Below are 12,211 nucleotides of genomic sequence, written 5' to 3'. Positions count from 1 at the left end.
ACTATGCGAATAGAAGACGAAATACAAAGTACCAATTTTGAAGACAACTACCACAAAGTGGCCATTAACGTGGCATACACGCAAGGTTGGCTGGCTAACTATTTTCGTTGTCATTTTGAAAAACATAATATTACCCAGCAGCAGTTCAATATACTGCGAATCCTGCGCGGCCAATACCCCAAACCGGCTACCATAAATTTATTGAAGGAAAGGATGATCGATAAAATGTCGGATGCATCGCGGATTGTTGACCGCCTTGTTCAAAAAGGACTGGTATCACGCTGCACCAATAATAAAGACAGGCGCGCTGTAGATATCCGCATCAGCGAAGAAGGCCTTGCAACTCTTTCAAAAATGGACGCCGAGTTTAAAACCAAAGAAATCCTAAGCAATAACCTCACCGAAGATGAAGCCGCGACCCTAAGCGATCTATTGGACAAAATGCGGGGATGATTTTTTAGGTGAAAGGGAAAAGGCGAAAGGTTTATTGCCTTTAAATTCAAAATAAAAACATGTCATTGCGAGCGTAGCGCGGCAATCTCGTAGCCAACGCATGTACGATCTGCATCGGCTACGAGATTGCTTCGTCGTTCCTCCTCGCAATGACATATCATGTATAAACTTTAATTGGTTACGAAGCCTTAAATACAGCCACTTCATCCTTCAGTATAGCAAGCACTTCCGGCCCTACGTTACCAAAGAAAGAAACGCCCATTGCGCCGTTTTTAAGCGCCACCTTAATACCGGTGCGGATCTCATCATCACTCTTAAAATCTGAAAGATACAGACCTGCATATAGCGGAAACCTTCCGGCCAAAAAATGCACACCTTCCGCTACTGCGTTACCTATCCAGCTCACGCCTTCTTTGTAAAAACCGTGGTAAATCATGGGGCAAATGCCATCCATGTTCCAGTTTGTCCAGTCCTGCCTTACGTTGCGGCGGGCAACTTCGGGTGTTGGGAATACGGCCGCTGTTATCTGTTTTTTATGCTGGTGGGCTACAGTCGAAATACCGTTTACTACGCGGGTTATGTTATTATACCTGAACAAGCGCCATGAAAGGCTTGCTTCAGGATATTGGATCTGATCGAGATCTTGGTTGTATTCTTCCTTGAATTTGGCTTTGCAAACATCGCAGTAGCAAAAATCATATTCGGGCAGCTCTTTGGTTTGATCGATCTTGTAATGGTCCCAAAGGTTTACAGGCAATATCACATCGCAATAACGCACATAATCCAGGTGGATACCATCGATATAATCTTTAGCCAAAATATCATCGACAGTTTTGGTTAAATACTCCTGCACTTCGGGGCGCGACGGGCACAGCCAGCGATAATACTGCACATAAGGCGGATGATCTGCACATGATTCGCCTTTGCGGTTTTTGCTGTACCATTCGGGCTTTTCGGTTACCAGTTCGGCACGGTTAAAAGTCCAGATCCAGCGGTGGGCCTCCAGGCCTTTAGCTTTAGCGGCACGGAAATGGCGCTCACTGTCGTTCTCGAAAAATATACCCGTTATCCCCGATGCTTTGTAGGAAGCGTAGCGGGTGGCCAGCTCATCATCTGTATCTTTGGGGTTAGGGTTGATCCATACCCAGTTTTTCATGGCTTTTTTCTTGCTGCTTTTGGCAGCTTCAACAGCGGCATTGCTTGCTAAGGGCAACTGGGCAGCCACGCCGGCCAATAAACCGGCCTTTAAAAATTCGCGCTTATTCATGGAGTTTTAGGGATTATCTGTGCTGTACCAGGCCATCCTGGTCAATGGTATAGGTTGTTTGGTTTTTGCTATCGATAATATAAGCTATAAACTGATGGGCAGTTGCTTCCAGCTTAAGTTCGTTAGCATGGCCCGTTACGGTTACCTTATTTTCAACACCCAGGTTGTTTAATGAGGTGCAGTATTCGTGATGATCTTTAAACCACTGCTTTTGCTTGTAATAAACCAGCCACAGGTATTTCTTTTGCTCTTCGGCGCAAGGCATTTTAAACGTCGCGTCATCAGCCTCATGATCGCTGAAAAGGAGGTAGCCCCAGCGTTCGGGGTAATGCATATTGATAAGTCCCTGGTTGCTCCAAACCCAGTTATGCTCGGGCAAATTATGCCCGGCATTATCCTGCAGCTTTACATATTTGCCATTCTGCACTTTAATATCGTACTGCACCCGCGAAAAATTGATGCGCCATAAAGTACCATCCTTTATCACAGCGCGGTTAAAGCCACCGGCTATGGCTTTAAATGGGATAGCCATTTCAACCGTCCAGCCTTTATCAGTATCCGTAGGATCATTCAGCGTACCCTCAACTTTTACCGCCGAGCGCAGGCCATGCGTATCCCAACCGGTTACCGCGGCGCCGTCATTTCGGTAAGGCCTGGTCAAAAACAAATCGAAAATGGTATTGAGGGCATTCACCTCAATTTCAAAATATTTATGTGTGCTGTTTGTGGGATCGATAAACAGCTCAAAATCATTATCCTTGTAAACAATATCATCATGATGGCTAAGCGTAGCCCAAACATGGGAATCTCTGATCCGGGCTGCTACATACAGGCAGCTATCGTCCCAAAGCATTTTAACGTTGGTTTGCAGCGGAGGCTGCGGTTTAAGGCGACCCTCAATATCCTGGAAGTCCCGGGTCCATTTGGCCTGCTGCCATACAGCATCTTCCACATCGCCGTCAATTACCGGCGCTTGCTTTACGTGTTTCGCAACATAGCCGTAAGGGGTGGTAAACAGATCAGGGAATTCTTTAAAAGCGTCCTGTGCTTTTACAAATCCCGGGAGTATAAATAAAGCGGCTGTAAGGCCCGGCTTAATAAAACAATTGTCAAAGATGTTGCTCAGTTTCATTTACTGCCCAGCGCTAAGATGTAATCAAACTCTTCGCGCTTTACCCCCATTACCGATAAACGCCCCTGTCTTACCAGGCCAATGTCCTGTAATTTAGGGTCGGCTTTGATCTGCTCAAGGGTTACCGGGGTTTTCAGGGCTTCAACTGGGGCAAGGTCAACCACTACCCAATTGGTATCATCGGTTGTGGGGTCCTGGTAAGCTTCCTTAACAACTTTGGCTATGCCTACAATCTCTTTTCCTTCGTTGCTGTGGTAAAATAACACCAGGTCGCCCTCCTTCATTTCCCTCAGGTTATTGCGTGCCTGGTAATTGCGCACACCATCCCAAAAGGTACGACCATCCTTATTGAATTTTTCCCAGCTATATTTAAAGGGCTCACTTTTTACTAACCAATGTTGCATTTGTACGGTATAATTTTTTGTAACGTAAAAATGTAAAAAAGGGAGCGTAAACTAAAATGCGCTACAGGCAATACAGGGTATTGTTACAATGAAATTACGGGGTGGAGTGGTGATGTAGTGGCTAATAAACTATTTACTTATTCATTACTCGTTAACAACAGGGTTAGCCTCTTAGCATTTTGCGCGTTGATGGTTTTCTCCCTTTATATTTCTATTCAGGTAATAGCTATATGTAAGAGAAAAAGGAGTGTGATTGATTGGTTTACTGGACTTTTTTGATTGAAAGCGTTTCGTTATTTTCGAGGAAAAAATAAATTCTGAGTTTAGAAGAAATACAGGAATTATTGGATAAACCATTTATGTCAGAAAACGAACATTTTGAATTTGAGTTTTTGTTTGAAGATGAAAGCAAAGGACAATTGAAATAACATATATTGCCAATGGGAAACTGGCCTACTTTCCGTTTCGGATAACCATCCAAGAAAATAAACGATACTTAAATGTCGACAATATTTTAATCAATTTTGGAGATGGCAATTTCAGAGCTGGAATTTCGAAATCCTTAAATGAGGCTCTTTATTTCCTACAGAATGGAGTTGTTGATATAACTGCCCCTCTACAGAAAAAGTAAAATAAGATTCTGATTAGTGGTTTGACATCAAGATGACCAAAACCAAAATGGTTGGTACTTATATTCCGAATATGTCAAAAGATCAAATCAACAAACAATTAAAATCGCTTTCAAAGGGCGATATTCTTTACACTACTCCTAAAGGAGTAAATAGAACATTAAAAAAGATCACAACGAAAAACCTCTACTTCACTTTTAAAACAAATACCAAAGCTATTAGCATCGAGGCAATTTATCAAGCATCTATGCTATCCCCGGCTGATGTTACTTATCAATGGTATCAAGACAATTTCAACTTAAATCCAGGCGGCTGTATAATGAATGTTTTGAAAAACCTTATAGCTATATAATCCTAACAAAAACAACTAAAATTTTTACCCTTAACAAATTATGACTATTATTTATTGAAGGGAATATATAAAGTCCCACAATTATAAAAGTTATGAATACAATAAAAATAAGCTTTAAGTCAAACGCAGACGAATTATTTGGCACCTTTCAAATCTTTAACGACGAATTTTCAGTCATTGCAAAAGGCACCTTTCAAGCAAATAATATCCCTAATGACAAAGATTTAATTAGTTTGAAACTTGCCAATAGCTTATATCCTGAAAGTCATTGGGTACGATTTAATGAATGGAAACGACCAATTAAAAAGGAGATAGAACATTTCATATTACGCCAATACCAATAAAACGGATCTTTAAATTACCCGCATATGGATATATGTATATATGCGACAAGAACAAGTAGCTAAATGAATCTGCGATAGTTTTCAAGTTTAATTATACCCCTCATCATTATTCATTACTCGTTAACAACTGGGTTAGCCTTTTAGCATTTTGCGCATTGATAGTGTTTGTTAAAGGAACAGAAGTATAAACAGCAATGCCCTGGTCATCATCGGGGTGATAGCTCAACAATAGTTTTACCGTGCGCGAATCCCACAGATAAACGTCCTGGTAATCATTTGGCTTTGCGGTGAAGGTACCGTACCAGTGCAAAAATTTACTGAGCATTTTATAGCCCTGGTTACGGTTAAAGAAAACATAAATATTTACTATTTTATTTTGCCATGTACGTACACAAATATGAGTTGCGGTTAGCCCGTCTTCCAGTTCCAGCTGCTTATCCGGATGATATTCATAGGTAACACAGCTATCAGCATCAGGCTTGCTGCCTTCACCATCAATGTAAGTTAAAGCCTGCTCCTGCTCGCCGGTTAATAAGCCGCCCAGGTTAAACCCGCCAATTCCGTTGCGTGCCCTTAAATATGCCAGCGACCCAATTTTCCCTGCCTGTGAAAAACCCGGCGAATGTAAACACATGATGATCAAAAGCCCCATAACTACTCTGTAGGGCAAGTAGCAAAAAAGCTTAGCTTTCATATCCTCCTCCTTCGTTTTACAACGGCTAAATCAGCACCGTAACAAGGGGTACTTAAGCCATTGAGTAAAACGAATTTGGAGAAATAATCAACTGATTATCAAAACGTAATAACGATTGTATCACAAATTGAGCTACCTTTACACTTTATTGCACAGATACTTGTTTACTTCTTTCGCAACAATGTATAATAAACCGCAAAAAACTTTTGATACTAATCAGTCAGCATATATTCTTTAAGCTCGGCCTGTAGTTTTATGGCCTGCGTAATGAGGGTTTTATCGTTGATGTATTGCTCAAAAGCAATATCGGGGCCGATCAGGTTTTCCTTAAAAATGTCCTTAAATCTGGAGTACTTTAATGCCAGGTTCCACTTGTCTTTCAGATACTCAAAAACCTGTTCATCCGCGTCTTTCAGCATCGAATAATTAACAACTACAAAAGCATCCCGGGGCAGTGTTTCAATACATTTTAAAATATCCTGGTTGTAGGCTATCCAAACTTTCAGGTATTCGGTAGCATGATCATTATAAAACTGCACCATGCGGCGGCCGCGGCGAAATTTTGTCCATACCAGTCTTGAAAAATATTTACGACCCATGTACCTGTTTTCCAACCACTTAAATTCACGCCGCAAAAGTGAACTAACTACCGACTGATAATCACGCATAATAACCAGGTAACAGGCATCGGGCAGCAGTTCTTTATATACATCCAGAAACAGGCAGGTCCGCGGGTCTTTCCAGCCCCATTGGTCGTATAACTGTTGTTTAACTTTAATAATGCTTTTAAGCTTTTCCCTTTCGTACAAGGTAAACTGGGCCACATGCTCAACCGTAAGCCCGGTTTTGGGCAGGTTATGGCCGGCCAGGATTTCTTCGTGCATTTTTAAAAATTCAATATCTTCAAAATGCCCTTCCACATTGCCATGGCCGCCGGGTACCAGTTTTTCGCCTGTTTGCAGGCCGCATTTGCTCAACCATTGGGTAATAAGCGAGGTTCCGGAACGGTGCATCCCGGTAATGATCAGTACTCTTTTTTGCATAAATCTGTTATGAGCGTCCTTTTATCAGGAGTAGCTTGGTATCTTATTGGTCTGCTTAACAGGATGCAGGTTATTTATAATATAATAGAGCAGTGAAGAGGTACTTTGTTGTATGGTATAATTGCAGGTATCAATATACAGGTCGGGCTTAACAGGTACATCAAACCAATCGTTAATACCTGTCAGGTTGGGTAGTTTATCAGGATGCCCATCCGGCAGCAGCGCCCTTTTGTACAGGCCTTTGGTATCGCGGCTTATCAACTTGTTCACCGGGCAATCCACGTGGATAACGCTTACATGATCATATTTTTCGGCAAGCTCCTGCCTGATATCATCATATGGATTTATAGCGCTCACGATGGTAACAATACCCTGAGCGCTGAAACGACTGGCTACAAAGCCCAGGCGGCGGATGTTCTCGTTCCGGTCTTCCTTACTAAAGCCCAGATCACGACAAAGTGCCGCGCGGTATTCATCACCGTCAATAATTTCAATTTTAATACCCAGGCTTGTTAATTCGGCGGCCACACTTTTTGCCAAAGTAGTTTTTCCCGCACCTGATAATCCGCAAAATAAAAGTATCATGCCTTAATTTTTTTATTTAATATGCCTTATTGATCAGCTTAACATATTGCTTAGGATAAGTGAACTTAGGAAATTAATTGGCTGATGAATTTTGTTACATTGTAAATAATCAATTACATGCAACACTGAACAACGGAAAGTCAGGAGAAAAAAGTAACCAATACCGGCTAAAAATGAAGATTTAATGAATAAATGGATGTATACGGTCAAACACTAACCAACGCTACACTTAACAAAAATGTTACGTTATTTAATTTATCAGAAATGATTTTGGAGATTATTTGAGGAACCGTTTTTATGATACCTTTACTGCCGGGCTGAAGAACCTATCACAATAAACATGAACGAATTTTTACTTAACGGGGGTGCCTATGTTGGCAATACCAAAGTCTCCAAACCTTTTGCAGCTTTGAAAGCTGATACTTCTGTACTCAAGATTAACCTTGGTTTGTTAGGTCAGTTATTTTTTAACGCCGATGATATTGTTCAAATCGAATATGCATCCTCAATTGCCGGCAGCGGCATCAAGATAATACACAACGTATCGTCATACCCTAAAAAAGTTATGTTTACAGCAAACATGCCTTACAATGATATCATTGAAAACATAAAAGCAACGGGATTCTTTAATAAAACCGCCAATAACCAGATACAATATTACCAGGTTAAGAAAATGCAGGAACAAGGCAAATTACCATTTAAAACAGCTGCGATAGCTGCGTTTTTAGCAGGCTGGAATATTCCATTTATTGCAGGCTTAGTGCAGCGGGATGTTAGCCGTACCTTCAGTTATTCACGCTTCTCAATCTTGTTTCTTTTCCTGATGGCTGCACTAACACTCTTTTCTGCCCCTTTTCAAACATTAGTGCTGAAAGAGGACAGGCAAATAAATGATATGAAAAGATCCTTATATTTTATACTGCTTTTGACCCTGATAAGCGGCATTATGGTTACCGTCATAAGTAGTAAGGCTATTATTAAATAATCATAAGTTATTCAACATCGTCTGCAAAAGGCTCTTCTTTATCCGGCATAAAAAGTAAAACAAGCGCCCCTATTTGTAACAGGTCAATTACAACAGCGATGCAGCCTGCATAAAAGTTTGCCTTAAAAGTTGCGGGCAGATTTATAGCGTCAGGCGTTATAGTTAAGATTAATAAGCCTAATAGCAGCCATTTTGCCCATTTATAACCCCGCCTGATAAAGAAAGCCAGTAAAAGTAAAATACCCAGCGCTATGCACGTTGCTAAAGCGATTTGAAAAGAAGCCGACCTTCCGCCGTTCAAATAATAATAAACCAGGTACAAAACCGCCGATACGCGGATCATGCCGGATGCCATATTAACTTTTGATTGCGAGGATAGGGTCATAACTGTTAAATCGAAATCGGCATCAATGCAGGATCTTAAACATCAGTTCCTTCATCAACTCACCGTGCGGCGCGTTTGATTCAACGCCTTTGCTTTTCAAATCATATTCGCGCAGGTAGCTGATCACCTGGAAAATTTTACCAAGTGGGTAGTTACGGGCGGCCTGCTCATAATCTTTAATAAAGTATGGGTTAACGCCCATTTCGCGGGCAAGGTTTTGCGGGGTTTTATCTTTTACGTAATGGTACACCAGCACCTTGCTGAAAAAGTTATTCAGGTTACCCAGCACCAGCACAATAGGGTTTGATTTGGGATTAGCTTCAAAGTAATTGATGATCTGGTTTACCTTGTAAGCATCTTTTTTGGTGAGGGCCGTTTGCAGCTCAAATACATTGTACTCCTTACTAATACCAATATTATCCTGGATATGCTTCAGGGTAATCTCCTGCCCGGCACTAACATTCAGCATCAGTTTTTCGAGTTCGTTGGCAATTTTAGCCAGGTCGTTACCCAGGTACTCGGCAATCATGGCCGATCCCTGCTGGTTCATTTTGTAGCCCTTCTCGCTTACATACCCTTCAACCCAGGCCGGCACCTTATTATCATATAAAGTAGCCGATTCAAAAATAAGCCCATTCTTTTCAATGGCCTTGTAGGTTTTTTTACGCTTATCAAATTTGCCGTATTTATAGCAAAAAACAAGAATAGTACTGGGCAGCGGGTTTTCGAGATAGCTCAATACCGGGTCGATGCTTTTTTTATTGTCATCGTCCTTGCCCCATTTCATGTCCTGGGCTTCTTTTACCAGTACCACCTGGTAATCGGCCATCATGGGGTAACGCTTGGCGGCATTGAGCACAGTCATGATATCAGTATCCTTGCCATACACTACGGTTTGGTTAAAGCCGCGTTCGTGTTCTGGCAGCAGATTGTGCTCAACGTAATTGCTTACCAGATCGATAAAATAAGGTTCCTCCCCATGCAGCAGGTACAGCGGTTTAAACTTACGGTTCTTAAGGTCCTTTAATATCTCGGCAGCAGTCATATTTCAGATTCAAAAGTACTAAGTCAAAAGGCAAAAAGTGGAATGTATTTTTATTTAGGGCGATAAGACATAGATGCATCTTAAATTTCCGTCAGCAGAAAAGTTTCGGGCGAAAACTTGCAGAACAATGATAGCCATGTGTGAGGCAAGGGCATTAGCGAATTTTGCTACAAAGGATTGCGTGGGTGGGCAAAATTCAGCAGCCGTGGTTCTGCATGTTTTGCAGCATAGGCTTTGTGCGGCAAAGAAACCTCTGTGCTGACTTGATTTATTCGTTAAGTATTATGTTTTAATAGGTACTCATGAGTTCGTTTCACTCGGTTTTTGGTTACTTTTGTATCAAGACAAAAGTAACAGCCCCCGCGGCAATTGAGCGGGCCAGTGTTCTTTGCTTACAAACTACTTATTGTTTACTACCGATTTCAAAAATGCTCCAACCGCTTAATCTGCCACCCTACCCTTTTAAAATAAGCGACGATAACGGAACATTAACGCTTTTTGACGAGATCCGCAAGAAAACCATCATTATTACACCTGAAGAATGGGTACGCCAGCATTTTGTACAATACCTTATCAAACAAAAAAACTACCCCCGCTCATTAATTAAGCTGGAAGGCGGCCTTAAGCTCAACACGCTTCAAAAGCGTACCGACATCGTGGTATTTAACCCGTCCGGACAGCGAATTTTAATGGTTGAATGCAAAGCACCATCAGTAACTATCGACCAAAAGACCTTCGATCAGATTGCCCGGTACAACATGGTGCATAAGGTGTCATTACTTGCAGTAAGCAATGGCCTGCAACACTATTATTGTACTATTAATCATGAAAACTGTACTTACCAGTTTATTGAAGAGTTGCCGGGGTATGTGAAGGGCTGAAGCTGTCTGAACTCGAATTAAACGAATTTGAAGAATTTATGGAATGTGTATAGCATTTTCTGCTCGTTCCCTAAATTCAATAAATTCGGGTTCAGACAACATCCTATTTCCCAATAAAATGTTATGATAACAGTTATCAATTCCCTATTTTGGCATTCATAACCTCATCAATTATAACATTACCTTATGAACGCCTATCTCAAAGCAAAAGCCCTGCTTTTGGCCGCTGTATTATACGGATGCGCCGCCTTTGCACAGGAAGCCAAACTCTCTACTCAGTGGACCAATGCCGCCATGCAGGCCAAAGTGCCATTATCAGAATATCCCCGTCCCCAGCTACAGCGTAATGACTGGCTGTGCTTAAATGGTAAATGGGATTACCAGGGTGGTAAAAACGCGCCTAATACCCTGAACCCTCAAACGCCAGCTTCATTTAATGACAAGCCGGATAAAATACTGGTGCCTTATTGCCCTGAATCGGTGATCTCTGGTGTGCAGCGTAAACAGGAGATTAATATGTGGTACCGCCGAAGTTTTGAGGTCCCGTCAAAATGGCAAAACAAACAGGTTATTGTTCACTTTGGCGCTGTTGATCATGACGCTACTGTTTTTATAAACGGAAAGAAAGCAGGCTCACATTCGGGTGGGTACGATTCATTTAGTTTTAATATTACTCCATATCTCGCCAAAGGCAGCAATACCATTGTTGTTGCCGCCCATGATCCCAATGATGGCAAAACACCATCGGGTAAAAACGGCCCGCGCGGCGATTATACTTTTTCCTCGGGCATCTGGCAAACCGTTTGGCTGGAGCCTGTAAATGAATCATATATTAAAAACATCCGCCTGCTGCCAGATGTGGAAGGTAAACGTTTAAAAGTGTTTGTTAATACTATAGGTGCAGGTAAACTCAAAGCAGTTGCCTTAAACAATGGCAAAGAGGTTTCACAGGTTGATGCAACCGGAGGAGCATATTTTTACCTGCCGATAGATAACCCGGTTTTATGGACACCAAATTTTCCGTTTTTGTATGATCTGAAGCTTACCCTATACAATACTGATGGCAGCGAAGCCGACGAGGTTAAAAGCTATTTTGGCATGCGTGATATTAAATTGGGTAAGCTTAACGGCGTGATCCGTCCGCTTATTAACGGTAAATTCATCATGCAGCTTGGCTTGCTTGACCAGGGGTACTGGCCCGACGGTGTTTTAACCGCACCTACGGAAGAAGCCCTTAAATTTGATATAGAATACACCAAAAAAGCGGGCTATAACCTGATCCGTAAGCACATGAAGACCGAGCCGCAGCGTTTTTATTATTGGGCCGATAAAATGGGCTTATTGGTTTGGCAGGACATGCCCGCTATATGGTATCAGAATGAAGACACCACCAAAAACAGGACGGTTTACCGGAAAGAATTAAAAGCCATCATCGACGATCATTATAACTCGCCCTCCATTATTACATGGGTGCCTTTCAATGAAAACTGGGGTGCTTTTGATGTAAAAAACATAACCAATTGGGTTAAACAATATGATCCGTCGCGATTAGTTAATGGCAATTCGGGCTTTAACAATAATCCCAGCTATCAAAAACCTTACGGCGATCCGGGTAATGGCGATTACGTGGACACACATATTTATGTTGGCCCTTACGGTGCTTCTGTTCCTGATAGCCGCCGGGCGGCCTCGCTGGGCGAATTTGGCGGCGTTGGCCTGTTTGTTCGCGGTCATATGTGGCCGGTGCATAACGATGCCTATGATTATGAACCAACCAAAGCCAGGCTTACCGACCGTTATGTTTTTTTGCTTGATGAGGTAGAGCAATTAATGAAATATAAAGGATTGAGCGTTGCCATATATACCCAAACCACCGACGTTGAACACGAAGTAAACGGCGTTTTAACCTACGACAGGGCCGTTGAAAAAATGGATATTGAAAGAGTAAGGGAAGTGAACCAGGCGGTGATTAAGGAGGGGGATAAGTTGAATAGATAGGCCATTAGGTGAGC

At 41.9% G+C, this 12,211-nt stretch carries 14 protein-coding genes; 6 read left to right on the top strand and 8 right to left on the bottom strand.

Going from position 1 to position 12,211, the window contains the following annotated elements; translation table 11 throughout:
- The first annotated feature begins 3 nt into the window (after positions 1-3).
- A complete protein-coding gene (locus tag J3L18_RS01460) occupies positions 4-453 on the top strand; it encodes a MarR family winged helix-turn-helix transcriptional regulator (protein ID WP_091175216.1) in 450 nt (149 codons plus the stop codon).
- Positions 454-631: 178 nt separating this feature from the next.
- Here J3L18_RS01460 and J3L18_RS01455 read toward each other — a convergent pair whose 3' ends face one another.
- Genes J3L18_RS01455 through J3L18_RS01445 form a run of 3 tightly spaced genes read right to left on the bottom strand, consistent with a single transcriptional unit; the run spans position 632 to position 3,256 of the window.
- Complete coding sequence (locus J3L18_RS01455) at positions 632-1,720, bottom strand: family 10 glycosylhydrolase (protein WP_091175218.1); 1,089 nt, start codon at positions 1,718-1,720, stop codon at positions 632-634.
- A gap of 13 nt (positions 1,721-1,733) precedes the next feature.
- The gene (locus tag J3L18_RS01450) at positions 1,734-2,852 is read right to left on the bottom strand and encodes a carbohydrate-binding family 9-like protein (RefSeq protein WP_091175221.1); all 1,119 of its coding nucleotides are present in this window, start codon (positions 2,850-2,852) and stop codon (positions 1,734-1,736) included.
- On the bottom strand, positions 2,849-3,256 hold the full coding sequence (locus J3L18_RS01445; RefSeq protein ID WP_090528071.1) for an EVE domain-containing protein: 408 nt from the start codon (positions 3,254-3,256) through the stop codon (positions 2,849-2,851). The genes J3L18_RS01450 and J3L18_RS01445 overlap by 4 nt, the downstream gene beginning before the upstream one ends.
- Before the next feature lie 663 nt (positions 3,257-3,919).
- Here J3L18_RS01445 and J3L18_RS01440 point away from each other — a divergent pair.
- Together J3L18_RS01440 and J3L18_RS01435 are read left to right on the top strand one after the other, a co-directional pair.
- A complete protein-coding gene (locus J3L18_RS01440; protein ID WP_129571351.1) occupies positions 3,920-4,237 on the top strand; it encodes a hypothetical protein in 318 nt (105 codons plus the stop codon).
- 92 nt (positions 4,238-4,329) lie between these two features.
- The gene (locus J3L18_RS01435) at positions 4,330-4,581 is read left to right on the top strand and encodes a hypothetical protein (RefSeq protein WP_129571352.1); all 252 of its coding nucleotides are present in this window, start codon (positions 4,330-4,332) and stop codon (positions 4,579-4,581) included.
- A gap of 106 nt (positions 4,582-4,687) precedes the next feature.
- On the opposite strand, the gene J3L18_RS01430 is transcribed toward J3L18_RS01435, so the two are convergent.
- The 3 genes from J3L18_RS01430 to cysC form a co-directional block, all read right to left on the bottom strand.
- Positions 4,688-5,275, bottom strand: coding sequence for a hypothetical protein (locus J3L18_RS01430; RefSeq protein ID WP_129571353.1), 588 nt, complete (start codon positions 5,273-5,275; stop codon positions 4,688-4,690).
- A 212-nt stretch (positions 5,276-5,487) separates the two neighbouring features.
- Positions 5,488-6,318, bottom strand: a complete 831-nt coding sequence (locus J3L18_RS01425; RefSeq protein WP_129571354.1) for a sulfotransferase — start codon at positions 6,316-6,318, stop codon at positions 5,488-5,490.
- A 24-nt stretch (positions 6,319-6,342) separates the two neighbouring features.
- Positions 6,343-6,903 carry an adenylyl-sulfate kinase gene (gene cysC / locus J3L18_RS01420; RefSeq protein ID WP_129571355.1) on the bottom strand — a complete coding sequence of 187 codons (561 nt, stop codon included), beginning with the start codon at positions 6,901-6,903 and terminating at the stop codon, positions 6,343-6,345.
- A 340-nt stretch (positions 6,904-7,243) separates the two neighbouring features.
- Between cysC and J3L18_RS01415 the strand changes: the two genes are divergently transcribed.
- Positions 7,244-7,888, top strand: coding sequence for a hypothetical protein (locus J3L18_RS01415; RefSeq protein ID WP_129571356.1), 645 nt, complete (start codon positions 7,244-7,246; stop codon positions 7,886-7,888).
- 7 nt (positions 7,889-7,895) lie between these two features.
- Here the strand turns inward: J3L18_RS01415 and J3L18_RS01410 are convergent, their stop codons facing one another.
- Positions 7,896-8,273 (bottom strand): hypothetical protein, encoded by a 378-nt coding sequence (locus J3L18_RS01410; protein WP_129571357.1) that lies wholly within the window; start codon positions 8,271-8,273, stop codon positions 7,896-7,898.
- A gap of 22 nt (positions 8,274-8,295) precedes the next feature.
- Positions 8,296-9,318: a DNA polymerase III subunit delta gene (holA, locus tag J3L18_RS01405; protein WP_129571358.1), complete on the bottom strand. Its 1,023-nt coding sequence runs from the start codon at positions 9,316-9,318 to the stop codon at positions 8,296-8,298.
- A 428-nt stretch (positions 9,319-9,746) separates the two neighbouring features.
- Between holA and J3L18_RS01400 the strand changes: the two genes are divergently transcribed.
- Positions 9,747-10,199 (top strand): type I restriction enzyme HsdR N-terminal domain-containing protein, encoded by a 453-nt coding sequence (locus J3L18_RS01400; RefSeq protein ID WP_129571359.1) that lies wholly within the window; start codon positions 9,747-9,749, stop codon positions 10,197-10,199.
- 186 nt (positions 10,200-10,385) lie between these two features.
- Positions 10,386-12,197: a glycoside hydrolase family 2 protein gene (locus tag J3L18_RS01395; protein WP_129571360.1), complete on the top strand. Its 1,812-nt coding sequence runs from the start codon at positions 10,386-10,388 to the stop codon at positions 12,195-12,197.
- Positions 12,198-12,211: the final 14 nt, after the last annotated feature.

The organism is Mucilaginibacter gossypii (genome assembly GCF_017569325.2).
Classification (GTDB): Bacteria; Bacteroidota; Bacteroidia; order Sphingobacteriales; family Sphingobacteriaceae; genus Mucilaginibacter; species Mucilaginibacter gossypii.
This window is presented reverse-complemented; position numbering and strand designations above follow the sequence as displayed.

Excerpts from the sequence above, each read along its gene's own strand:
- J3L18_RS01430 (WP_129571353.1), bottom strand. The coding sequence starts at position 5,275 with ATGAAAGCTAAGCTTTTTTGCTACTTGCCCTACAGAGTAGTTATGGGG.
- J3L18_RS01445 (WP_090528071.1), bottom strand. The coding sequence starts at position 3,256 with ATGCAACATTGGTTAGTAAAAAGTGAGCCCTTTAAATATAGCTGGGAA.
- J3L18_RS01460 (WP_091175216.1), top strand. The coding sequence starts at position 4 with ATGCGAATAGAAGACGAAATACAAAGTACCAATTTTGAAGACAACTAC.
- J3L18_RS01395 (WP_129571360.1), top strand. The coding sequence starts at position 10,386 with ATGAACGCCTATCTCAAAGCAAAAGCCCTGCTTTTGGCCGCTGTATTA.
- J3L18_RS01410 (WP_129571357.1), bottom strand. The coding sequence starts at position 8,273 with ATGACCCTATCCTCGCAATCAAAAGTTAATATGGCATCCGGCATGATC.
- J3L18_RS01440 (WP_129571351.1), top strand. The coding sequence starts at position 3,920 with ATGACCAAAACCAAAATGGTTGGTACTTATATTCCGAATATGTCAAAA.
- J3L18_RS01450 (WP_091175221.1), bottom strand. The coding sequence starts at position 2,852 with ATGAAACTGAGCAACATCTTTGACAATTGTTTTATTAAGCCGGGCCTT.
- cysC (WP_129571355.1), bottom strand. The coding sequence starts at position 6,903 with ATGATACTTTTATTTTGCGGATTATCAGGTGCGGGAAAAACTACTTTG.
- J3L18_RS01435 (WP_129571352.1), top strand. The coding sequence starts at position 4,330 with ATGAATACAATAAAAATAAGCTTTAAGTCAAACGCAGACGAATTATTT.
- J3L18_RS01425 (WP_129571354.1), bottom strand. The coding sequence starts at position 6,318 with ATGCAAAAAAGAGTACTGATCATTACCGGGATGCACCGTTCCGGAACC.
- J3L18_RS01455 (WP_091175218.1), bottom strand. The coding sequence starts at position 1,720 with ATGAATAAGCGCGAATTTTTAAAGGCCGGTTTATTGGCCGGCGTGGCT.
- J3L18_RS01415 (WP_129571356.1), top strand. The coding sequence starts at position 7,244 with ATGAACGAATTTTTACTTAACGGGGGTGCCTATGTTGGCAATACCAAA.
- holA (WP_129571358.1), bottom strand. The coding sequence starts at position 9,318 with ATGACTGCTGCCGAGATATTAAAGGACCTTAAGAACCGTAAGTTTAAA.
- J3L18_RS01400 (WP_129571359.1), top strand. The coding sequence starts at position 9,747 with ATGCTCCAACCGCTTAATCTGCCACCCTACCCTTTTAAAATAAGCGAC.